We start from the raw sequence: 22,249 nt of genomic DNA on the forward strand, positions 1-22,249 counted from the left end.
CCTCTCGTGCAGAGGGATGATCCGGTGCGAAAACCGATCGCGGCCCGACCCGCCTTCCGTTACGTTAAGTTCCGCCCCCGCCGCGCTCCGGCTCCTCCGTCTCCTCCGGCGTCTCCTGACGTTCGGCACGCAGCCTCACCGTTACCGTCGTTCCGGCGCCGGGTTCGGAGTCGATGGAGATCCCGTAATCGTCGCCGGCGTACAGCTTGATCCGCTCGTTGACGTTGAACAATCCATAGGAGCTTCCGCCCGACGAGCCGCCCGTCCGGTCTTCGGCCGGCGCTTCCGTCAGCAGCCGGCGCGCCAGCCGTTCTTCCATGCCGATTCCGTTGTCGGACACGGACAGGAGAAGATCGCCGCGGTCCTCCCGAACGGAGATGAGGATGGCGCCTTTCTTGTCCTTCTTCTTGCGGATCCCGTGCAGAAGCGCATTCTCGACGATGGGCTGCAGGATCAGCTTCGGCATGCGGCAGGCTTCGAGTCCGCGTTGAACGTCCAGCTTGAATTCGAACGTATTCGGGAACCGGCTCTGCTGGATTTCCAGGTACACTTCGGCGAGCTGCAGCTCGTCCTCCACGCTGACGATGTTCTTGCCTTTGTTCAGGCTGAGGCGGAAGTACTTCGCCAGGCTGTCGATCATCTGGCTGATATCCGACGCGCCCCGGCCGATCGCGATCCAATTGATCGTATCTAGCGTGTTGTAGAGAAAATGCGGGTTGATCTGCGCCTGCAGCGCCTGAAGCTGCGCTTCGCGTTCGTGAATCTGGGCGCTGTACTTCTCTTCCACCAGCGTGCGGACCCGCAGGATCAAATTGTCGACGCTCCGTTCGAGCATATGAAAATCTCCGTTGACGGGCGGGAGATCGTTCAAGCCTTCCGTCCCTTCCTTGCGGATAACCGTGATGACCTGATTCACCCGTCGGTTCATTCCCCGAACGATAATGGCCAGCAGCACGAAAGGCAGCACGAGGAACAAAGCGACGTATTCAAGAAGCGAGGTCCATTCCGAGCGCTGCGTCTGCTTGACCGCCCGGTGCGAGAGCTGGGATTCGGTTCCTTGCGCCACCAGCTTCCAGCCGTTGGCCGGCAGCGTCGTGAACATCACGTCGTGAACTTCTCCTCCGAGCTTGATCGCTCGGCTTCCCTCGCTTCCCAGCCGAAGCATATCAAGGATGGCCGAATCGGCCTCCGTGCCGATCTTCGTCCGGTCGGGATGGTATACGATCTTTCCTTCGGAATCCACGAGATAGACCTGCGTTCCCGGCGCGAACTGCAGCGTCGAGAAAATGTCCGACAGGAGCTTCTCCTGCACGTCGATCATCAGCACGCCGGACACCTTCTCGTAGTCGTCCGGGTCCCGGAGCATTCGGGCGGCGGAGAAGATGTTCATGTCCCCCGCGTCCAGATACGTCTCCCGATAATCGCCGGTCCACACGATGCCGCCGCCCGCATCGATGATCGCGTTGTACCAGGGCCTGCTTTTGAGGCTGTCCAGCGAGAAAAAGTTGATCTTCTCCTCCGCGTAAATCTTCGAGCGGTCGACGAACAGCCGCACGCGGAACACATCGGAGTTGGTCTGTACGGTCGTGACGAGATAGCGCAAGTCCTTAATGACCTGCAGTTGAACGGCGATCGACTTGTCATCGGCCCCGACGGAAAGATAATCGTGCAGATTCGCGTTCATGAAAGCGGCGTCGCTGATGTCCTCGATGTGCTCCAGCCGGTAAGAGAGGTTGCTGCCCGCCTGCTTCAGCGCCTGCTGCATCGTCCGGATCACTTCGCTCTTCAGAATCGAAGCGGAACGCTCGTAGTAACCGTATAGGAACAGCGCGGCCGGAACGACGATCAGCAGCAGGTACGCGAGCAGCCATTGCCTCGGAATCGAGAAGCGCCGGACGATGCGGAGAACGGCACCAAGGCCGCCCCCTGCGCTTCCGCCCGATGCGGCCGCCGGCGAACGGTTCAAGGATGCGGCTGCCTTACGCATGGTCCTGCCGATAGGCGCTCGGCGTCACTCCCGTCGCCTTCTTGAACAGCTTGGTGAAGTAGCTCGGGTCCGTGTATCCGATTGCGTAGCAGATATCGTAAAATTTGTACTTCGGATCGCGCAGCAGCTCCTTCGCTTTCTCCACTCGGACTTGCGTCAAGTATTCGCCTACGGTCTGCCCGGTCTCCTGCTTGAAAAGCAAGCTGACGTAGGTGGGCGTCAGGTAAACCTCCTTCGCGATCTCGGCCACGGTCAGCCCTCCGTCCGCGTACTTCGCCTCAATGACGGCGCGCACCCGCTCGACCAGATTGGCCACCTTGCCCGTCCGCTTGTCGCGAATCCGCTCGCACACCTCCGTCAGGTGCGCCTCGATCAAGAATCTCATCTCGCCCAGCGTCTCCTGCTCGAACAGCTTCTCCCACAGCCGGGACTCCGCCGCCTCCAGCTCCGGAGACTGCGCGTTCAATTCCAGCAGGAGCTGACCGACCGCCAGAACGATCTGCAAGATGACGTTCCGTCCGTACTTCAAGCCGTCCCGCCGGTTGCGGGCCAGATCCGCGAAGATCGCGTCCAGAACTTCGCGAAGCCGGAATTCGTCGGCGGCCTTCAGGGCAGCGATCAGCTGCTCGTTCTGCGAGAGATCGTACTTGCTCCATCCCCCGTCCTCCGCTGCGGATGTCTCCAGGCTGTCCATCGTGATGATGCGGTTTTTGCCCAAGTACCACTTGTGGTCGGCCGCTTCGCCGGCCTGCTTGTAAGAGCGGGGCAGCTCGGACAGAGAGGAACGGTCGCCGATCCCGATGGTGACGCCGATCTTCAGCCAGCGTTCCAGATTGTCGCGGATGTCGCCGGCAAGCGCGATCAGCGCCTCGGAAGCTTCCGGCACGCTTCCCCCCGACGGACTTATCCGCAATAGACCGACGAATTCGCCGGTGCGGCGCTCGAAGACATAACCGCCCAGATGACGGTCGATCAGCTCCTGGCAGACGTTGAGTACCGAATACCAGAGCAGCTGGCGGTCTCCCTCCGAGCGGCTGCCCGTCACTTCCGCCAGATCGTCAACCGCGATGACGATCGCCCAATAAGCGGCATCTTCCGGCAGATCCAGCCCGAGAAATTCGATCCGCTCGCGCAAATCCGCCTTCGGGACGCCGCTGTCGACCAGCGACAGCAGGAACTTCTCCCGGAGCAGCGGCATGCCTTCCTTCAGCTTCACCTGCATCTCCTGCCGAAGCCGGCGTTCCGCCCGCTCCGCGTCCAGATCCGCCACGACGCGCTTGATGACCGCGCCGAGCTCCTGCAGGTTGACCGGCTTGAAGATGTAGTCGACGGCGCTTACCTTCAAGGCGGACTTCAAATAATCGGCATCGTCGTGACCGCTTACGAAAATGATTTTGGCTCCCGGATATCGGGCGGATACCCGGCGCGACAGCTCGATTCCGTCCAGGTTCGGCATGCGCACGTCGGTCAGGATCAGGTCGGGCGGCTGCTTCTCGATCATCTCGAGCGCCACGTCTCCGTCGTCCGCCTCCCCCATCACTTCGATGTCGAAGGAAGCCCAGTCGAAATAAGACTGCAGCCCGAATCTTACTGTCGGCTCATCGTCCACGATCATCAGTTTGTACATCGTCCGATCCTCCCTCCTCGTCCCGTGCGGCATGTTCCTCCCGCTTCAAAGCCCGTTCGCCGGCCCTTCGACCACCTTGATATTCCGATATTTTTCGCCCTTTGTCCATTGGAATGTTCTGCGTCGAATGCAAGGAAGCGGCAGGCCCGTAAAACGGGCCGCCGCCGCTTTCTTCATTATTTTTTCGTCGTAGCGTACCAATCGTTGATTTCCTTCGCGCTTGCTTCTTCTCCGGCCGCTTTGTACTTGGCTTGGAAAGCTTCCAGGCCGGACATCTGCTCGGCTCCCGCGATAAGCTTCACGGTATAATCGCCTACCATCGTCTCCAGCTGTTGATTGTACTTGGAGTAATTCGGCATGTACGGCGCCAGACCCAACGGATTCGAGATCTTCACGTCGTCCGGCTGCTTGTTGTTCAGGATGTCGAACTGCTCGAACATGACCGGGTCCTTATGAACGCGCGCTTGCCAGTACTGCGGGTAGTTCGCTTCGTCCGTTCCCGACATGTAGTTGTTCGCCAGGTTGCGCTCGTCGTTGAAGATCGGCAGGATCGGCAGATAGGCCCCGTTCTCGACCGTATAATGCTTGCCTTCTTCCCCGATGGCCAGCTCCTTGAACGTCTCCGGTTCCAGGGTGGCGTTGATCCACTTGATCGCGTCCTCCGGATGCTTGGAGGCCTTCGGGATGAAGGTCAGCCGGTCGAAGCCGGCGTTCCCCGAGAAGCCCGCCTCGCCGTTCGGCCCCTTCAGCGCGCCGATATATTCGAACTTGGCGTTCGGATCGGTTTTCTTCAATGCGTCGTTGACGGACGGAATATCGGCCCAGTGGATAATCATCGCGCCGGCTTTCCCGCTCGTGAACTTCTCCTTGGTCGTGGCGCCCTTGTTGACGACGAATTGATTGTCCAGCAGGCCTTCCTTGTACAGGTCGGACATATAGGCGACATAGTCCTTATAGGACGGGTCAAGCACCCGAGGAACCAGTTGTCCGTCCACGTCGTTCCAAGCGTTCGGCATTCCGAACGCGCCTACGATGTCGTCGAGGAAAGCCGTGTCTCCGTTCACCGTCAGCGGAACGTCCTGGTCCCCGTGGCCGCCCGGATCCTTGTCCTTGAACGCCTTCAGCACGGCTTTCAACTCATCCGTCGTCGTCGGCATCTGCATGCCGACCTTCTCCAGCCAGTCCGTGCGGATCAGAATGCTGGTGCCGACCTTGTACGTCAGCGTAGACGGAAGCGCATACAGTTTGCCGCCGATCTTCAGCGCGTCCAGCGATTGCTGCGAGATCGCCTGCTTGATATTCGGTCCGTACTGGTCGATCAGCGGGGTCAGATCCGTCAGCGCGCCTTTTTGCGCATAGTCCGAGTACAGCGCCATGTCGGCACCGTATTGAACGGTGTCGTACGCTTCCCCCGAAGCCATCAGAAGATTGAGCTTATCGGCCGCCTTGTCCTGCGGAAGCATGTCGTACTGCACTTTGTAACCCGTCTTGTCCTCCAGAAATTTCGCCACCGGATACGTATTCGGATCCTGATCCTGCCAAAGCTGGAGTCGCTTCAAGGTCGGCTTGTTCGCGTCGGAAGACGCCGGGGCGGACGCCGATGCCGAACCCGAAGCTCCGGCGGAGGCGCTGCCGGAAGCGTTCCCGTTATCGTTGCCGTTCGAGCCGCAGGCCGCCAGAGCGATGGCGAACAGCGAGGCGGCCGCCGTCACCTGGAGCGCTTTCACACTTTTTCTCATTGCTTGACCCTCCTAAGAAGTATTATATATCATTAACCTCCCGGGCTAACCCGGAAGAATTAATGCTGCGCCGGGCTTACCCTTTGACCGAGCCGATGAGCACGCCTTTGATAAAGTACTTTTGCAGAAAAGGGTAGACGAGCAGGATCGGAATGGTGGACGCGATCACCGTCGCCGCCCGGACGCCTTCCGCCGGAACGTTCATCAGGTCGTCGGCGCTTTGGTTCAGCGAGGACGTGTCGGCGTTCATGACGATGTCCTGCAGGTACAATTGCAGCGGCTTGAGCGAGGTGCTGTTGATGTAGATCATCGGGTTGAAGTAGTCGTTCCAGTAATAAACCGCATAGAACAGTCCGATCGTCGCCAGCACCGGTCCGCTGAGCGGCAGAACGATGCGGAACAGGATCGTGTAATTCCGCGCGCCTTCCAGCTTCGCGGATTCCTCCAGGCTGACCGGAAGAGATTCAAAGTAGCTTTTGATGACCAACATGTTGAAGACGCTGACCAGCACCGGAAGGATGAGCGCTCCGAGGTTGTCGATCAGGTGGAGCTGCCGGATGAGCAGGTAGTTCGGAATGATGCCTCCGTTGAACATCATCGTGAAAATAAACAGCACGATCAGAACGCCCATGCCGGGAAGCTCCCGCTTCGACAGGGGGTAAGCCGTCATGGCCGTCACGAGCAAAGACCCCAGCGTACCGATAACGGTGACGAGCCCCGAAATATACAACGAGTGCAGGAATTGATGATTGGTCACGACGTAGCGCATCGTATCGAGCTGGAAGCCGATCGGGTAGATCCCGACCTTCCCGGATACGATCGCCCATTCCTGGCTGACCGACTTGGACAGCACGTTGGCGAAAGGAAGCAGCGTCATAAGCCCCATGCATACCAGAACGACGTAGATGAACGTATCGAGCGCGCGGTCTCCGATTGTTTTACTGCGCATCGCTTTTTCAGCCCCTTACCAAATGCTGCGTTGAAGGAATTTGCGGCTCAGCATGTTGCCCATGACGATCAGCAGGAAGCCGACCGCGGAATTGAACAGCCCGACCGCCGTGCTGAAGCTGTAGTCCTGCTGGCCCAGCCCCATACGGTAAACGTACGTTCCGATGACGTCGCCGCTTTTGTAGACGAGCGGGTTGTACATCGTCAGGATTTGCTCCGTCCCGGCCTCCAGCAGGCTGCCGATCCGCAGGATGAACATAAGCACGATCGTGGCCATGATGCCGGGAAGCGTAATCGAGATCATCTGCCGGATGCGGCCCGCGCCGTCAATGGCCGCCGCCTCGTACTGCTCCTGGTCGATGCCCGCCACGGCAGCGATGAAGACGATGGCGTTCCAGCCGATCTCCTTCCAGCCGGCCGTGAAGACAACCACGCTGCGGAAAAAGTGATTGTCGGTCAGGAACGAAACCGGATGCCCGCCGAACGCCTGGATCATTTCGTTGACCAAGCCGCCCGTCGGCGAGAGGATGGTTACGAACAGGCCCGAGATAATGACCCACGACAGAAAGTGCGGCAAGTAAATGATCGTCTGGATCGTTCGCTTGAAGAACATTTTGCGGACTTCGTTCAGCAGCAGAGCGATCACGATCGGAATCGGGAACAGAAGGACGATCTTGTACAGACTGATCAGCAGGGTGTTGACCAGCACCTGGATGAAGTCGCCCGAGTGGATCAGCTTCTGGAACTGGTCCATGCCGACCCATTCGCTGCCCGAGATGCCGGAGAAAATATTGAAGTCCTGGAAAGCGATCACAACGCCGTACATCGGCGTGTATTTAAACAGCAGCAGGAAGACGATCCCCGGAAGCAGTAGCAAATACATATCGAGATTGCCGCGGAATAGCCGCCATCGGCGCCCTCCGCGCTTCGTCAAAGCTGCCGGTCCCCTGGCGATCGCGGTGCCGGTCTTGCTCAACTTCATCACCTTCTTCGCTTCGTCGTGATCTTATTGTAAAGAACCGTTCGAAGCCTCAGTAGAAGGCAATTCCTTAATTTCTGGTTCAATCCTATAGAAATGGCGCAGTCAAAACGGTAAAAATACAGTTTTTAAAGTCTTCACGGAAAACCATCCCTTTCAAAACTGCAAAAATGCAGGTTTTTTCCGAGAAATGCGTTGTTTTGGCTGTTGCGGGGCACAAAGCCTGCACTTTTGCAGGAAAAGGGGCAATCAGCGGCTATTCCCTCTTAAAAGCCTGCGCTTTTTCAGTTTTGGCGCATGAAGGCTCCCCGTTCGCGGTACAAGGCCAAACGAAAAAGGCCCTTCTAAGGACCTCGACAAGTCGTGGTATAATGGGCAGACCTTCAGTCGATGTGAAAGGAGACGGTGCGGATGATCCGTGTCGGGGATGCGAGAAAAGCGGCGGCCGCGTGGGTGGCGGAGCATGAAGGCAGGGTGGAAGGATTCGAGGGGGCCTATATCAGCGGATCGACGGTCGGGATGCCGGACGACGCGATGCTTGCGCCCGCGTCCGATGTCGACATCGTCGTCGTTCTCTCAGGGCCCGAACCTCCGGTCAGGCTTGGGAAATTCCGCTATCGCGACGCGCTGCTTGAAGTGACGTATCTCTCCTGGAGCCAACTTTCCTCGCCCGAGAAGGTTCTGTCCTCTTATTATCTGGCGGGCGGCTTCCGAACGGATACGATCCTCGCGGATCCTTCCGGCCGGCTCCGGGAGCTTCAAGCCGAGGTGTCTCCGCACTTCGCGGAGCCTGCTTGGGTGCGCCGCCGCCTGGAGAACGTCCGGCAGCGAATCGAAGACGGCCTGCGTTCTCTCGATCCGTCCGCCCCTTGGCACGGTCAGGTCATGGGTTGGCTGTTCCCGACCGGAGTCACCGCTCATCTTCCGCTCGTCGCCGCGCTGCGCAACCCGACCGTTCGGCTGCGCTACGTCGCCGCGAAGGACGTTCTCCGCGAGTATGGCCGCGAGGACTTGTACCCGGAGCTGCTCGGCCGGCTCGGCTGCGCCGATCTGTCCCCGCAGCGCGTCGAGGCCCATGTCGACGGGCTCGCCCGAACGTTCGACGCCGCGGCGGCCGCCGCCAAGACGCCGTTCTTCTTCAGCAGCGACATTACGGCGGCAGCGCGTCCGATCGCCATTGACGGAAGCCGAGAGCTGATCCGGGCCGGCCTCCATCGCGAGGCGATGTTCTGGATCGTCGCCACCTTCGCCCGCTGCCATTACCTTCTCGCGGCAGACGCTCCCGAGCTTGAAGCGTCATTGGCCCCGGCTTTTCGCGCGGCGGTCGCCGATCTCGGCATCGCTTCCTCCGGCGACATGGCCCGGCGAGCTCAGGATACGCTGAGCTTTCTGCCCAAGCTATGGTCCGCCGCGGAAGAGATCGCCGCCGCCAATCCGTTCCCTACGCAATAACGTGCCCGGTTCCGCTTCGCTCCTCGTAAAAAAGCTGGCGCTTCCTGGTGATCATGCGACTGATCAGATGCAGCCCGAACGCCGCGTCCATGACGAGCAGGGCCAGGGCGCCAAGCGCCGCAACGATTTTCGACCCGTGGTTGGCCAGGTAGGCGGCATCCAGCAGATTCAATCCGAAGACGACCAGGTAGAGCAGTCCGTACCGGATCAACAGCTCGTCGAGCCGAATGCGCTCTCCCCGTCCTTTCAAGCGAATCCGCACCGCCCACTTGCCGATCGTCCGGCCGTTCGTAAAAAACGGCAAGCCGACAAAATAAATCAGCACCGCCGCGACGTACGGATACGGGACGTCGAACACCCGCAGAATTCCCATCGCCGGCGCCATTACGATCCAATCGATAAGAAAGGCCAGCCCTCTGCGGGTGTAAGAGACCCGTTGCTGGGTCAGGTCTACGTTCTCGTCCAGCTTGTCGATCCGAGGCAGATGAGAGGCGACCCATTCGGCGACCAGAAATCCGACCATTCCTCCCGCCGTGTTCGTCAAAAGATCGTCCACGTCGAACAGCCGGTACGGATAATCGTAAATGCCGAAGATTCCCGTCACCTGCGTCGTCTCGAACAGGAGCGACAGTCCGAGGGACAAGAGCAGGCACCGAAGCCAATTCGCCCGGAAGTAATACCGCAAAAACATGCCGAAGGGCACGGTCAACACGACGTTGAACGCCACCTGCCAGACGGCCCGTTCCTTCAGGAGATGCCAGTAGGTCGAAGGGGCGTCGGCCTTCACGGCCGTCTCTCTCAGGATGTCCGACACGAAGCGGAACGGCACCAGTTGAAAATAAGAACCCGCTTGAGGAGGCTCGTTGTGGATGGACTTGGGCAGCGGAAGAAGAATCAGGAAGAAGGCGTTCATCAAATATAGCAGCAGCAAATAAAGCACGATGGCCCGGACTTTATGGATATATCCGTGCCGGCGGTATTGAACGATCATGAACGGCACTGCAAAAAGCGCCGCGGTGACCGGAAACAGCATAAATGCGTGAGCGATCGAAAACCAGTAGAACGACAACGGTTCGCACCTTCTCCTTTCCCCAAGCCGGACTCGCGTCCGGTTCGTTATTTTACCCCGTTCCCTCGCTCCATCATAGGAGTTTCGCTTTCTTTTTTTCAAGTTAAATCGAGGTTAAAAAGCCGCGGACAACAGAAAAAGCGCGCCCCGTCAAACGGAAAGCGCGCTTTCTGATATCCGATTCAGCGGGCGTACGATCGGCTCTTCGCTTGCTCCGTGCCCTTATCGAATAAGGCCGCCGCGCCGATCAGGCCGACATCGTCCCGGAGCACCGCGGGAGCGACCGTATACTTGCCGAGATACGGCTTCATGACCAGCCGGGCCGTTTTCTCCCGCAGCGAAGGGAACAACAGCTCGCCCGCCTTGCTCACGCCTCCGCCGATGACGATGCGCTCGGGATCGAAGATGTGGACCACGTTGGCCAGACCGAGCGCCATATGGTCGATCGTCCGGCCGATGACCTCGTTCGCGACCGGATCGCCCGCTTCCATTGCCTCGAAGACGTGCCGGGCGGAGACGTCCTCGCCGCTCGCCGCGGCCAGCTCCGCGATCGCCGACCGGCGGTCCCGCATGGCCCGCAAGGCCGCATCCTTGATGGCCGTGCCCGATGCGAACACCTCCCAGCAGCCGCGCCGGCCGCAGCTGCATACCGGTCCGTCCGGGTCGATAATGACGTGGCCGAGCTCGCCCGCGAAGGAGTGAGGCCCCAGCAGCAGCTTGCCGTCCATGACGATACCCGCGCCGATACCGGTGCTGAACGTGACGTACACCATGCTGTTCGTCCCGCGGCCGGCACCTCTGACATATTCGCCCCAGGCAGCGGCGTTCGCGTCGTTCACGACTTGAACTTCGACGCCGAGCGCCCCTTCCATCCACTTCTTCAGCGGCACGTTGTCCCATTCCGGCAGGTTGGTTCCGCCCATGACGATGCCGTCGCGGCTGTTTACCGCGCCGGGCGAAGCCAAGCCAATGCCGGCCAGCCGCCGCCCCCCGGAGACGGAACGGACCATCGCGATCATCCGGCCGACCACCTCTTCGGCCGTTCGGGCGCCCGCGGTCTCCATCCGTTCCCGCCGGAGCAGCTTGCCATCCGGATCGAAGAGCGCCGCCGCGATCTTCGTCCCGCCCAGATCGATCCCGACGACGTATTGATCTACCTCTAGCCTATCTTCCTCATGCATGACAATCCCTTCTTTCACTGCCCTTGCTCGTTTGCTCCTATGCGATGAAGCCGGTCGGAGAGCGCCCGCAGCGCGGACGGATCGATCGGCGCCAGCGCTTCGCCGCCGAATCGGATATCCGTTCCGAAATGCACTTCTTTCACGCCGGCTCCCGCAATAAACCGTTCAATGCCTTCCGCCTTCATCCCCCCGCCGGCCAGAATGCGCGGCCTTCCCAGCCGGGAAGACTCTTCGGCCAGCTCCCGCATACCTTCGACGTGTTCCATAACCGCCCCCGGCCCGGCGGACGTCAGCACCCGCGTAATCTGCGGATACCGGCTCAACGTGCGCAGGCCGGCAAGCTGGTCGCTCAGCTCGTCGAATGCCCGGTGGAACGTGACTTGCAGCCCTTCCGTCAGCGGAAGCAGCGTGTCGAGCGCCCGCTCGTCGATGGCGCCCTCCGGCGTCAACGCGCCGAGCACGACGCCCGCGGCGCCGCTTGCCGCGATGGCCCGAATTTCCGACGCCATCGTCAGAAGGTCGTGCCGCGAATAGACGAAGGAGCGGCTGTGCGGCCGAACCATCGCGAAGACGGGGATGTTGACCGTCTTCGCGGCCTGCTCGACCAGCCCGATGCCCGGCGTCAGACCGCCTTCGGTAAAGGCGGTGATCAGCTCGAGCCGATCGGCGCCGGAAGCCTCCGCGACGATCGCGTCCTCCATGCAGGTGGTGATCACTTCCAGAATCATCTCTTAAACTCCCCGCCCTTCCGAATGAGCGCGCTCGGCCATCCGCACCGCGTAATCCGCGAGAAGCCTGGCCCCGTAGCCGGTCGCTCCCGCTTCCGAATAGCTCTCGTCCTGCTTGTACTGAACTGTTCCGGCCATGTCGATATGAACCCAGCGCATCGGCTCGGCGACGAAGCGGCGGATGAAGAGCGCCGCCTTGATCGCGCCTCCGTACGGCGACCGGCCAACGTTGCGCAAATCGGCATAGGCGCTGCGCAGATCGGCCTCATATTCGTCCATGAGCGGCATCGGCCACAGCCGCTCCCCGTTGCGCTCGCCGATCTCGACAAGGCTCTGCCGCATGCCTTCGTCGCCCCAGATGCCGGCGATGCCCAGCCCGAGCGCCGCGCCGACGTTGCCCGTCAGCGTGGCGATATCGACCGCCTCGGCGGCGCCGAGCTTCGCGGCGTGCAGCAGCGCGTCCGCCAGAATCAACCGGCCTTCGCCATCGGTATTGGCCACCTCCACGGTAATTCCGTTCGGATAGCGAATGATCGTGGACGGCAGAATCGCGTTCGCGTCCGGCACGTTGTCGACGACCGGCAAGAGCGCCGTCACATTGACTTTGGCCCCGCCGCGAATCAAGATGTCCATCGCGCCGACGACGGCAGCCGCCCCGCCCATATCCATGCGGGCGTCGGTAATATCCGCGGCCGTCTTCGCGTTCATGCCGCCCATATCGAACGTCACGCCTTTGCCGATCAGGGCGAGCATCGGCAGCGAGGGATCGCCTTCGTAGCGGATCTCGACGAGCGCCGGCTCGTGACGGCTGCCCGCGCCGACGGCGATAAGCCCGTTCATCTCGCGGTCCGCCAACTCCCGCCCCCGGTACGCATGCACCTTCACGGGCGCTCCGCCGCGGCGGAAGTAAGCTTCCAGCCACTCCGTGAACCGGCCCGGATTCAGATCGTCGGGCGACTCGTTCACCAAGTCGCGCGCCAGCATGGCGCCATCGGCGCGCAGCCGTCCGGTCCCGATCGCGGCTTCCAGCTCGCTTGCCTTCAGCTCGGGCCAATCCGCCGAGCGCACCGTCAGCTCGACGGTCCGTTCATCCTTCGTCGATTCCCGGTATTTCTGGAACCGGTACAGCCCGAGCAGCCAGCCTTCCGTCCACGCCTGCAGCCATTCGGCTGCAGCAGGATGAGAAGCGCCGGAGCCCGAAGCCGAAGCGGGCTGCTCACGTCTCGCAACCGTAACGTCCGGCTTGCGGCCCGCTTCGACAGCGTCCTGCTCGCGGCCCGCAACGGAGGCGGAGGCGAAGCTTCCGGATGTGCCGCCGCTCCGCATCAGCACCGCGCAGCTTTTCCCCTCGCGAAGCAGCGAGCGGGCGGCCGATCCGGCCGCCCGGCGAATGCGCTCCAGCGTCGACTCCTCCCGCTTGCCCATGCCGACCGCCAGCACGTCCGGCTCCTCTTCCGCACGGCCATAGAGCCACGTAACGCCGCCGGGCGACCGGCGCGCTTCCCCGAGCCTGTACGGGAACGACTCCCTGAAATAAGCCGGATAGACAAGACAATCCGCCGGTTCGGCGGAATCGATGACGATCTTCATCGCGGTCCCTTCTTTCCCTTGAACGTGATCGTTCGTCTGATCGTTCGTCCCCATCCTCACTTGCGCTCCAGCTTCATCATTTCCTCGTCATACAGATGGCAGGCGACTTCGCGGCCCGGCTCTACTTCGCGGAAAATCGGCGCGCGCCGCTTGCAAATCTCCATGCACGACGGACACCTCGTATGGAACCGGCAGCCGGTCGGCGGATTGACGGGGCTCGGAAGATCGCCCTTCAGAATGATGCGCTCCCTCTTGACGGTCGGATCCGGAACGGGAACCGACGACAGCAGCGCTTGCGTATACGGATGCAGCGGACGCTCGTACAGCGTCTCCTTGCCGGCCGTCTCCACGAGCGTTCCCAAGTACATGACGCCGATCCGGTCGCTGATATGCTCGACCACACTCAAGTCATGGGAGATGAACAGGTAGGTGAGGCCGTAATTTTCCTGCAGGTCCTGCAGCAGGTTCAGCACCTGGGACTGGATCGACACGTCGAGCGCGGATACCGGCTCGTCCGCCACGATCAGGCTCGGCCGAACGGACAGCGCCCGCGCGATCCCGATCCGCTGGCGTTGCCCGCCGCTGAACTCATGGGGAAAGCGCTCGGCGTGGCGGCTGTTCAAGCCGACGGTCTCCAGCAGCTCGCAAGCCAGCTTGTCCCGTTCCTTCGCGGACAGCCTCGTATGAATAAGCACGGGCTCGGCGACGAGATCCTTCACCTTCATACGCGGGTTCAGGGAAGCGTACGGATCCTGGAACACCATCTGCATGTTTTTGCGGACCGGCCGCATCTGGTTGTCGGACAGACGGCTGATGTTCCGGCCGTCGAACCACACTTCGCCTTCGTTCGGCGCCAGCAGGCGCGTCACCAGCCGGCCGGTCGTCGACTTGCCGCAGCCGCTCTCGCCGACGAGACTGAACGTCTCCCCTTTGCGAATCGCGAACGAGATGCCGTCTACCGCGTTGAGCGGCTGGCTTCGGCCCAGAAAGCCTTTCTTTACCTCGAACGACTTCTTCAGGTTTTTCACTTCGACCAGCGGAGTCTCCTTCTCCTTCACGCCCGATCCCCTCCTTCCACGGCTTCGTCCTGCGTCAACCAGCAGCGGCTCTTGCGCTCGCTCGCCCCCGCAAGCGGAATCAGCTCCGGCTCCGACGCCACGCACTTCTCCATGGCGAACGGACACCGCGCCGCGAACTTGCAGCCGGGCGGCATCTGGGACAAGTCGGGAACGTTCCCTTTGATCGACTCCAGGCGCCGAACCTTCTGCCGCAGCTTGGGAACGGATTGGATCAGCCCCTTCGTATACGGGTGCTTCGGATTCGAGAACAGTTCTTGCACGGGAGCTTCTTCCACGACCCGGCCGGCATACATGACGACGACCCGGTCGCACATCTCGGCGACGACGCCAAGGTCGTGCGTGATGAGCAGCATGCCCATCTCCTGCTCTTCTTTGAGCCGCTTCATCAGGTCGAGAATTTGCGCCTGGATGGTCACGTCCAGCGCCGTCGTCGGCTCGTCGGCGATCAGCAGCTTCGGGTTGCACGACATCGCCATCGCGATCATGACCCGCTGCCTCATGCCGCCCGACAGCTGGTGCGGATATTCGTCGATCACCTCTTCGGCGCGCGGAATGCCGACCAGCTTCAGCATGTGGATCGCGTGCTCGCGCGCTTTCTTGCGTCCGTAGCCCAAATGCAGCATGATCGGTTCCGTCAGTTGAAGGCCGATCCGCAGCACCGGGTTGAGCGAAGTCATCGGCTCCTGAAAAATCATCGCCAGGTCGTTGCCGCGCGCACGTCGCATGTCCTTCTCCGACAGCTTCGTCAGATCGGTTCCTTCGAAGCGGACCGAGCCGCCGGTAATTTTCCCGGGGGTATCCTTCAGCAGCCTCATGATGGACAGCGACGTTACGCTTTTGCCGCAACCGGATTCGCCGACCAGCCCCAGCACTTCGCCTTTGCGGATATGGAAATCCACGCCCGCCACCGCCGTCACGCTGCCGCCGCCGCGCTTGAACTCCGTCTTCAAGCCCTCCACTTCCAGCAGATGTTGAGTCACGTCCCGTCCCTCCTTAGTTTTTGGTCTTCGGATCCAGGGCGTCGCGCAGGCCGTCTCCGACCAGGTTGAACGCGAGCACGGCCAGGAAGATGGTCAAGCCCGGGAAGTAGACGATGTGCGGAGCGATGCTCAAATAGTCGCGCCCCATGCTCAGCATGGCTCCCCAGTCGGGTTCCGTCGTCTTCGCGCCCATGCCGAGAAAGCTGAGCGAGGCGGCCGCCAGAATGGCTCCGCCGATCCGCATCGATACGTTCACGATGATGCTGGACAGCGTCTCGGGGAAAATGTGGCGCCAGATAATCCGGCTGTTCTTGGCGCCCATGGACCGCGTCGCCTCGACGAACAGCGTCTGCTTGGCCGACAGCGTGACGCTTCGGATAATACGGGCGAACGAGGGGATTCCGAATACGGCGACCGCGATCACGACGTTGGACAAGCCCGGGCCGAGTATGGCCACGATGCCGATCGCCAGCAGCAGGTCGGGGAACGAGAACAGCACGTCGCTGCCCCGCATGATCAGCCGATCCCACCACCCGCCGTAAAAACCGCTGAGCAAGCCGAGAATCGTGCCGAATACCGCCGCGATGAGCACGGAGCTGAGGCTGACGGCCATCGTCAGCCGGGTGCCGTCGATCAGGCGGCTCAGGATGTCGCGGCCGTATTCGTCGGTTCCCGCCCAGTGCGCGGCCGACGGTCCTTTCATCAACGCATCGTAATCGGGCGTATCGGGATTATAAGGCGTCAAGAACGGACCGAATGCCGCGACGATAAACAGCAATATAATGAAGCAGGCCGCAATCAAGGCCAAACGTTGTTTGCAAAACTTGCGGAAAAACGCACGGGCTCGGCCCTTGGACTTCTCCGGGGCCAGAGCCTCGGCGGGCAACGGAGCGCCGGCTCCCATTCCGATGGAATTGCCACTCATACTGTCCCTCCTCTACAAAGCTTGCCGGCCGGTTCAGGAATACCTGATCTTCGGATTAAGCACGCCATACAGCAAATCCACGAGCAGATTGATCAGAATGAACTGCGCGGCGAATATCAACAGCAAAGCTTGAATGACGGTGTAGTCCCGGTACAGAATCGAATCGACGAGCAGCCGGCCGATGCCGGGGATGCTGAATACGGTCTCCACCATGACGGAGCCGCCGAGCAGAAAGCCGAACTGCAAGCCGGCCACGGTCACGACCTGAATAAGAGAATTGCGCAGCGCGTGCCGTCCGACGACCAGGTATTCCCGCAAGCCCTTGGCGCGGGCGGTTCGGACGTAATCCTCCCGCATCGTCTCCAGCATGGACGATCGCGAGTAGCGCGCGATCATCGACATGATGCCCGCTCCCAGCGTCAGCGACGGCATGATATAGGACCTCCACGTATCGACGCCGCCGGTCGGCACCCAGCCGAGCTCCACCGAGAACACTTGAATCAGCACGAGCCCGAGCCAGAAGCCGGGGATGGACATGCCCGAGATGGACACCAGCGTGCCGACGTAATCCGGCCACCGATTGTGATAGACTGCGGAGACCATGCCGATCAGGAGTCCGATGATCAGCGCCCACGCCATGCTCAGGAGCGTCAGCCAGACGGTCGGCATGATGCTGCTGCCCAGCAGATCGGTCACCGGGAGACCCGATCGGATCGAGTTGCCGAGATCGCCTCTGAGGGTGTTGCCCATGTAGTCGATGTACTGCCGCCACAGCGGCTGGTCGAGTCCGAGCTGTCTCTGGATGCCCTGGATTTCATCCAGCGTCGCGTCTTTCCCGGCAATCAGGCGGGCCGGATCGCCCGGGATCAGATGAATGAACAGGAAGACGAGCACGGAGACGACGAACAGCAGCGGAATGACTCCGAGAAGCCTTTGCAAAGCGTATCTTCCCAATTCATAAGCCTCCTTCCGTTTCGCCAACAAGAAGGAAGCCGCTTCTCGGCGAATTATAGAAGCGGCCCCTTTGCTTTGAGACTTAGCCTTGACGATCGATTATTTGACTTCGGCGTTCAGAACGTTGATGGAGCCGTCCGGGAATACCTTGACGCCGCTCAGGTTCGATCGGCTGCCCGAGATGATTTGGTCCACGCCCATGAACATCCACGGAGCGTCCTGCCAGATCGTCTTCTGAATGTCGGCGTAGATCGACTTCGCTTTCTCCGGATCGGTCGCCTTGTTCGCGTCTTCGATCCACTTGTCGACATTGTCGTTCTTGTAATACGCCGTGTTGGAGCCGGCCGGCGGGAACATCGAGCTGCTGAACAGCCCTCTCGTCGCGCCGTCCGCGTCGCCGGAAGAAGGCGACCAGCTGACATACCACATTTGGATCTTCGATTCTTCGGGCGTCTTCGCCGAGTTGATCATGTCGGACAGCGTGCCGCCTTCCATCGACTTCACGTCCAGCTTGACGCCGATCTGCGCCAGCTGCTGTTGAATGAACTGCATGCCCTTGATCGTCTCGGAGTCGTTCTCGCCCCAGATCTCGGCATTGAAGCCGTTCGGATAGCCGGCATCGGCCAGCAATTGCTTCGCTTTCTCCGGATCGTAATCGTAACCCGGCTGTTCGGAATAGTACTGCGTTTTCGAAGACATCGTGGAATTCAGCTTGACGCCCAGTCCCGACTTGACGACCTTGATATAGGCATCCTTGTCGATGGCGTAGTTGAGCGCTTGGCGCACCTTGACGTCGTCAAACGGCTTTTTGGTCGTGTTCAGCGTCACGTAGCGAACGATCGTCGATTCGGTCTTGTCGATCGTGATGTTCTTGTCCCCTTCGACCTGGGACACTTGTTCGGTCGGCATCGGATAGATGAAGTCCGCTTCGCCGGTCTTCAGCATCGCGATCCGGGAGCCGTTCTCCGGCACCGAACGGAACGTGACGCTCGCTACCTTCGGCAGGCCTTGCTGCCAGTAGTTCGGGTTCTTCTCCACCACGAGACGGTCGCCCTGCGTCCAATCCTTGAACACGAACGGGCCCGTGCCGACCGGCTTCTTCGCGATGTCGGCTCCCTCTTCCTGGATCGCCTTCGGGCTGATCATGCCGGCCATCGCGACCTTGTTCAGGAACGCGTTATACGGCTCGCTGAGCGTGAAGACGACGGTCTTGTCGTCGGGAGTCTCGACCTTGGCCACTTTCAGGAAGCTCTTGCGCAATCTCAGGTTGTTCTTCTCGTCGAGGATGCGGTCGATGTTCGCCTTGACCGCCGCCGAATTGAAGTCGGTGCCGTCATGGAACTTGACGTTGTCGCGCAGCGTGAACGTATAGGTCAGGCCGTCGTCGCTGATCTTATAGTCCGAGGCGAGTACGGGAATCAGGTTCATGTTCTCGTCGAAGCCCAGCAGCCCTTCGTACATCGTGCGGGCCGCGCTGATCGAATGCGTGTCGCTGGCGTTATGCGGGTCCAGCGTGATGATGTTCGTGTTGATCGCGATCGTGATTCCTTTGCCGCTTGCGCCCGAGCTTGTCTCTGTCGTCTGGCTCGGGGATGCGGACGAGCTTCCGCCGCTTGCCGCGCCGTTGTTGTTCGAATTGCTTCCGCAGCCCGCGGCGATGACCGCCACGATGACCAGCAGCATAAACGACAGCCAGAACTTCCTCTTCGTCTTCAAACCCAACACTCCTCTTCATGATGATTATTAGAATAGCTCCTCGTCTGCCTTCCCTGGGACGATTAGGAGGTTACTCCCGCAGTTTGCCTTCTTCAGCCTTCCCACTGGAAAACGGCTCTTCGTTCGCCTACCGGCGTGCCGCCGTCATTGCGAATCTCGTTCGGAACAAGCGCGTACAGCCGGTCGATCGTCTCCCGATTGCCGTAGCCGAGCAGCTCCAGAATCGAAGCGATGATGCAGGGCCAGACCAGCTCGGAGCCGTCGGACACCTTGAGCGCGATTCCGATTCGCTCCTTGCGAAGCCCGATGCCGTAAACGCCTTTGGCTCCGCCCTTGGCCGCCAGATTGTCGTCCTTCAGCAGCGCCGAGCAGACGAATTGCCGATCCGCGATCATGTCCGGATGATCGTTCATTCGCTTCGCGATCTCGGCGGCCGCTTCCCTCGTATCGGCGTCTTCGATCCGATCGGGACAAGCCAGCTTCAGGTAAGAGAGCGCGATGTTGCGCAGGGGAAGCGCGAAGATCGGCAGCCCGCAGCCGTCGATGCCGGACGCGATCGATTCCTTCGGAACTTCCGAGAGGCGAGCCAGCGCTTCTACGATCTCTTGCTGAACCGGGTGTTCGGGCTCGTAATAGGTCTTGACGTCCCAGCCCATGTGCTTGCTAAGGCCCATCAGCCCGGCGTGCTTGCCGGAGCAGTTATGGAACAGTCTGCGCTTCGGCTCGCGGTTGCGAATCCGCTCGGCCTTGGCGTCCTCGTTCAGAGGGTAGCTCGCGCAGCAGTGGAGATCGTCCTCGCTCAGCCCCATTTTCCGAAACATCGATTCCAGCGCTTCGATATGATAAGCTTCGCCCCGGTGCGAAGCGGCGAACATCGCGGTCTCCGGTCCCGTCAGCCCGTATACTTGGTCGATGCGCCGCTTCATCGCGGGAATCGCCTGAAACGGCTTGGCGGCGGAACGCAGGAACGTCAGATGCTCCGGGTCGCCCGCCCGGTACAGGACGCGGCCCTGCTCGTCCACGACGCAGACCGCGCCGTAATGCACGTTCTCCAGCACGCCGCCCCGGAATTCTTCCACCAGCTTCGTAAATCCCATGGCCTTGCCTCCCCCGTGATAAGCTCTCTATTCCAAGGCGAAAAAACGATTTTGCGACAGCAGTCCCGATCCGATCATGACGCCTCTCTCGTCCAACTGGGAACGAAGGAAGGAGAACGAGCCGCGAAGCGGCATCCAGACATAGCGCGACAAGTACAGCTGCTGAACTTCGTCGTAAATCTCTGGGAATTTGTCTACCAGCTCGCCGCTCAGAATGACGCTGTCGGGGTTGTACATGCAGACGACGTTGTTGATCGTGATGGCCATGTACATGAACGCCCGCTCGATCAGGTGAACCGCCCAATGCTCTCCCGCCCGCCTCGCTTCGAACAGCTCTTCGATGGTGCCGACCGGGCGGATGCGATTGGCTTCCGCGAGCAAAGAGTTGATGTTGATATACGTCTGCAGGCAGCCGGCCTTGCCGCATTCGCACATCATGCCGCTCGGATCGACCGTCGTATGCCCGATCTCCCCGGCGCTGTTCATGACGCCGCGATAAATCTCTCCTTCGAGAATAATCGCGGAGCCGACGCCGTGGCCGAAGCCCAGCAGCGCGGTACGGGTCGATCCGGCCGCCGCCCCTTTCAGATGCTCGGCGAGCGCCCTTACCTTCAGCTCATTGTCGACCGCGATCTCGTAGCCGGTCACTTCCTTCAGCTTCTCGGCCAGCGGAACGTCCTTCCAGCCGAGCTGAACGGAGAAGACGACGACGCCTTCGTCATTGTTCACGATGCCCGGAAGGCCGACGCCGATGCCGACGATGCGAGTCATGTCGATCGATTCCCGCTTAGCCAGCCCATCGATCGCTTCGCCGATCCGGACGATCGTCCGGTCCGGGCTCTCGTCGGGCGTCCGATCGAATTTGCCGCTGGCGACCAGCTTGCCTTGGAGATCGACGATCCCGACGCTCATCACGCTGCGGTCCAGCTCGACGCCGACGGAGAGAACCGAGGCATTCGCCATGCCCAGCAGCGTCGACTTCCGGCCCAGCCCTCCCGAGATCTGGTCCGAGTTCCGCAAGTAGCCCTGCTCCGTGAGCTCCCCGACGATCCGGCTTATCGTCGTCGGACTCATGCCGGTCATCTTGGCGATCGTAGCGCGCGAGATCGGCTGATGGTTTTTGATAATTTCGAACACCGTAAGCTTGTTCTGCTTCCGCATAAACCCTTGATCGTGCTTCTCCATAGGCATCTCCCAATTAATTTCACCAGTGTAGAAATTAATTCCTTAAACAACACTAATACCAGAAATAACCCGCAATTATCGACAAGTTCGGTGCGAAAAACCTCTTATTTTCTCCATTGATGATATTATATTAAAGACAAATTACAGTAGTGTCAATATAGGTGACACAGTTTTCGACAAAAAAAGTTGGGCCGACTTAGGAATGCGTTTCCATTTGGGTGTTCGAGGAATGGATTTACCGAGGATTTATATTAATTGACGTAAACCTAACACGAAAGTGCAAAGAGCTTGAAGGGGACACGACGGCGGAGCCGCAGACAGGGGCGGCAGGCGCTGCCGTGTCAGCTTTGATGCTATGGGAAAAAGCGAATATGCCGGATCTGGGTCAGGATCCGGTCTTTGAATCGGGCCAGTCCGCTCCGGCGGTCCGGCTGCAGATCCAGCCCGAGACGCGCCGCGATCGTCTCCGCCACGGCGGGAATCGTCAGGTCGTCCGTCTGCAGATGATCGCGGAACGCTTCGTCGGCAAGCCCCTCGATGCAGCGGTCGATCTGCCGAACCGCCCAGCTGTTCCGCTCTCCCCGCGAACGCAGCCGCCGCAGCAGCGTCTCCTTCGTCACGCACAGCGCGAAGTGTTGAACGACGACGCCATCCGCCCGGAGGCGGCCGACAATCTCAGCGAAGTACGCGGGGCTGACGACCGTCATCGGAACGATCAGCGTGCCCCCGTACTCTTGGTCGAGATATTTCAGGAACGCGTAATTGATCTCGCGCCACATCCGGTAGTCCTGGAAGTCCGGCCGCGCCGCTTCCTTCGGCACGTTCTTGCGAATGTAATAGCCGGCGTTCTCCGGATCGAACACATGTGAATTCGGCAATCTGCGATGCAGCTCGTACGCCGTCTGCGTCTTGCCCGCTCCGAAAGCTCCGTTCAGCCAAATGATCAAGCCGCTTCCCCTCCGCAGCCGGCCGCTCAAGCGGCCGTCCTGATCTAAACAAAAACCCCGAACGCG

At 60.6% G+C, this 22,249-nt stretch carries 18 protein-coding genes; 1 reads left to right on the forward strand and 17 read right to left on the reverse strand.

What is annotated here, in order from left to right; genetic code table 11:
• Positions 1-64: 64 nt before the first annotated feature.
• The 5 genes from H7C18_RS26950 to H7C18_RS26970 form a co-directional block, all read right to left on the reverse strand.
• A complete protein-coding gene (locus H7C18_RS26950; protein ID WP_238357982.1) occupies positions 65-1,966 on the reverse strand; it encodes a cache domain-containing sensor histidine kinase in 1,902 nt (633 codons plus the stop codon).
• Between the two features lie 13 nt (positions 1,967-1,979).
• Positions 1,980-3,614, reverse strand: a complete 1,635-nt coding sequence (locus H7C18_RS26955; protein ID WP_185132232.1) for a response regulator — start codon at positions 3,612-3,614, stop codon at positions 1,980-1,982.
• A 176-nt stretch (positions 3,615-3,790) separates the two neighbouring features.
• Complete coding sequence (locus H7C18_RS26960; RefSeq protein ID WP_185132233.1) at positions 3,791-5,353, reverse strand: extracellular solute-binding protein; 1,563 nt, start codon at positions 5,351-5,353, stop codon at positions 3,791-3,793.
• Between the two features lie 76 nt (positions 5,354-5,429).
• Complete coding sequence (locus tag H7C18_RS26965; protein WP_185132234.1) at positions 5,430-6,302, reverse strand: carbohydrate ABC transporter permease; 873 nt, start codon at positions 6,300-6,302, stop codon at positions 5,430-5,432.
• A 15-nt stretch (positions 6,303-6,317) separates the two neighbouring features.
• Complete coding sequence (locus H7C18_RS26970) at positions 6,318-7,283, reverse strand: ABC transporter permease (RefSeq protein ID WP_185132235.1); 966 nt, start codon at positions 7,281-7,283, stop codon at positions 6,318-6,320.
• A gap of 411 nt (positions 7,284-7,694) precedes the next feature.
• Here H7C18_RS26970 and H7C18_RS26975 point away from each other — a divergent pair, with 411 nt between their 5' ends.
• A complete protein-coding gene (locus H7C18_RS26975; RefSeq protein WP_185132286.1) occupies positions 7,695-8,732 on the forward strand; it encodes a hypothetical protein in 1,038 nt (345 codons plus the stop codon).
• On the opposite strand, the gene H7C18_RS26980 is transcribed toward H7C18_RS26975, so the two are convergent.
• The 12 genes from H7C18_RS26980 to H7C18_RS27035 all read right to left on the reverse strand — a co-directional run bounded on the left by H7C18_RS26980 (position 8,722) and on the right by H7C18_RS27035 (position 22,183).
• Positions 8,722-9,801 (reverse strand): VanZ family protein, encoded by a 1,080-nt coding sequence (locus tag H7C18_RS26980; RefSeq protein WP_238357983.1) that lies wholly within the window; start codon positions 9,799-9,801, stop codon positions 8,722-8,724. The two genes, H7C18_RS26975 and H7C18_RS26980, sit on opposite strands and share 11 nt — an antisense overlap.
• Before the next feature lie 182 nt (positions 9,802-9,983).
• Entirely contained in the window at positions 9,984-10,982 is a 999-nt protein-coding gene (locus H7C18_RS26985; protein ID WP_185132236.1) for an ROK family protein, read from the reverse strand.
• Positions 10,983-10,996: 14 nt separating this feature from the next.
• Complete coding sequence (locus H7C18_RS26990) at positions 10,997-11,710, reverse strand: copper homeostasis protein CutC (protein WP_185132237.1); 714 nt, start codon at positions 11,708-11,710, stop codon at positions 10,997-10,999.
• A gap of 3 nt (positions 11,711-11,713) precedes the next feature.
• Entirely contained in the window at positions 11,714-13,354 is a 1,641-nt protein-coding gene (locus H7C18_RS26995) for a leucyl aminopeptidase family protein (protein ID WP_238357984.1), read from the reverse strand.
• Positions 13,355-13,356: 2 nt separating this feature from the next.
• Entirely contained in the window at positions 13,357-14,358 is a 1,002-nt protein-coding gene (locus tag H7C18_RS27000) for a dipeptide ABC transporter ATP-binding protein (RefSeq protein ID WP_185132238.1), read from the reverse strand.
• Complete coding sequence (locus H7C18_RS27005; RefSeq protein ID WP_185132239.1) at positions 14,355-15,359, reverse strand: oligopeptide/dipeptide ABC transporter ATP-binding protein; 1,005 nt, start codon at positions 15,357-15,359, stop codon at positions 14,355-14,357. Before H7C18_RS27005 ends, H7C18_RS27000 begins: the two co-directional genes overlap by 4 nt.
• Positions 15,360-15,372: 13 nt before the next feature.
• Complete coding sequence (locus H7C18_RS27010) at positions 15,373-16,284, reverse strand: ABC transporter permease subunit (RefSeq protein ID WP_185132240.1); 912 nt, start codon at positions 16,282-16,284, stop codon at positions 15,373-15,375.
• A 33-nt stretch (positions 16,285-16,317) separates the two neighbouring features.
• Positions 16,318-17,238 carry an ABC transporter permease subunit gene (locus H7C18_RS27015; protein ID WP_185132241.1) on the reverse strand — a complete coding sequence of 307 codons (921 nt, stop codon included), beginning with the start codon at positions 17,236-17,238 and terminating at the stop codon, positions 16,318-16,320.
• A 99-nt stretch (positions 17,239-17,337) separates the two neighbouring features.
• A complete protein-coding gene (locus tag H7C18_RS27020; protein WP_185132289.1) occupies positions 17,338-18,921 on the reverse strand; it encodes a glutathione ABC transporter substrate-binding protein in 1,584 nt (527 codons plus the stop codon).
• 125 nt (positions 18,922-19,046) lie between these two features.
• Positions 19,047-20,051 carry an asparaginase gene (locus H7C18_RS27025; RefSeq protein WP_185132242.1) on the reverse strand — a complete coding sequence of 335 codons (1,005 nt, stop codon included), beginning with the start codon at positions 20,049-20,051 and terminating at the stop codon, positions 19,047-19,049.
• Positions 20,052-20,078: 27 nt separating this feature from the next.
• Positions 20,079-21,236 carry an ROK family transcriptional regulator gene (locus H7C18_RS27030; protein WP_185132243.1) on the reverse strand — a complete coding sequence of 386 codons (1,158 nt, stop codon included), beginning with the start codon at positions 21,234-21,236 and terminating at the stop codon, positions 20,079-20,081.
• Between the two features lie 353 nt (positions 21,237-21,589).
• Positions 21,590-22,183, reverse strand: a complete 594-nt coding sequence (locus tag H7C18_RS27035) for an AAA family ATPase (RefSeq protein ID WP_185132244.1) — start codon at positions 22,181-22,183, stop codon at positions 21,590-21,592.
• Positions 22,184-22,249 lie beyond the last annotated feature (66 nt).

The organism is Cohnella zeiphila, assembly GCF_014212055.1.
GTDB lineage: Bacteria > Bacillota > Bacilli > Paenibacillales > Paenibacillaceae > Cohnella > Cohnella zeiphila.

Bases quoted from the DNA above. Each gene is read 5' to 3' on its own strand.
- H7C18_RS26970 (WP_185132235.1), bottom strand. From the start codon at position 7,283: ATGAAGTTGAGCAAGACCGGCACCGCGATCGCCAGGGGACCGGCAGCT.
- H7C18_RS27025 (WP_185132242.1), bottom strand. From the start codon at position 20,051: ATGGGATTTACGAAGCTGGTGGAAGAATTCCGGGGCGGCGTGCTGGAG.
- H7C18_RS27010 (WP_185132240.1), bottom strand. From the start codon at position 16,284: ATGAGTGGCAATTCCATCGGAATGGGAGCCGGCGCTCCGTTGCCCGCC.
- H7C18_RS26965 (WP_185132234.1), bottom strand. From the start codon at position 6,302: ATGCGCAGTAAAACAATCGGAGACCGCGCGCTCGATACGTTCATCTAC.
- H7C18_RS26955 (WP_185132232.1), bottom strand. From the start codon at position 3,614: ATGTACAAACTGATGATCGTGGACGATGAGCCGACAGTAAGATTCGGG.
- H7C18_RS27030 (WP_185132243.1), bottom strand. From the start codon at position 21,236: ATGGAGAAGCACGATCAAGGGTTTATGCGGAAGCAGAACAAGCTTACG.
- H7C18_RS26985 (WP_185132236.1), bottom strand. From the start codon at position 10,982: ATGCATGAGGAAGATAGGCTAGAGGTAGATCAATACGTCGTCGGGATC.
- H7C18_RS27020 (WP_185132289.1), bottom strand. From the start codon at position 18,921: ATGCTGCTGGTCATCGTGGCGGTCATCGCCGCGGGCTGCGGAAGCAAT.
- H7C18_RS26990 (WP_185132237.1), bottom strand. From the start codon at position 11,710: ATGATTCTGGAAGTGATCACCACCTGCATGGAGGACGCGATCGTCGCG.
- H7C18_RS26960 (WP_185132233.1), bottom strand. From the start codon at position 5,353: ATGAGAAAAAGTGTGAAAGCGCTCCAGGTGACGGCGGCCGCCTCGCTG.
- H7C18_RS26995 (WP_238357984.1), bottom strand. From the start codon at position 13,354: ATGGGGACGAACGATCAGACGAACGATCACGTTCAAGGGAAAGAAGGG.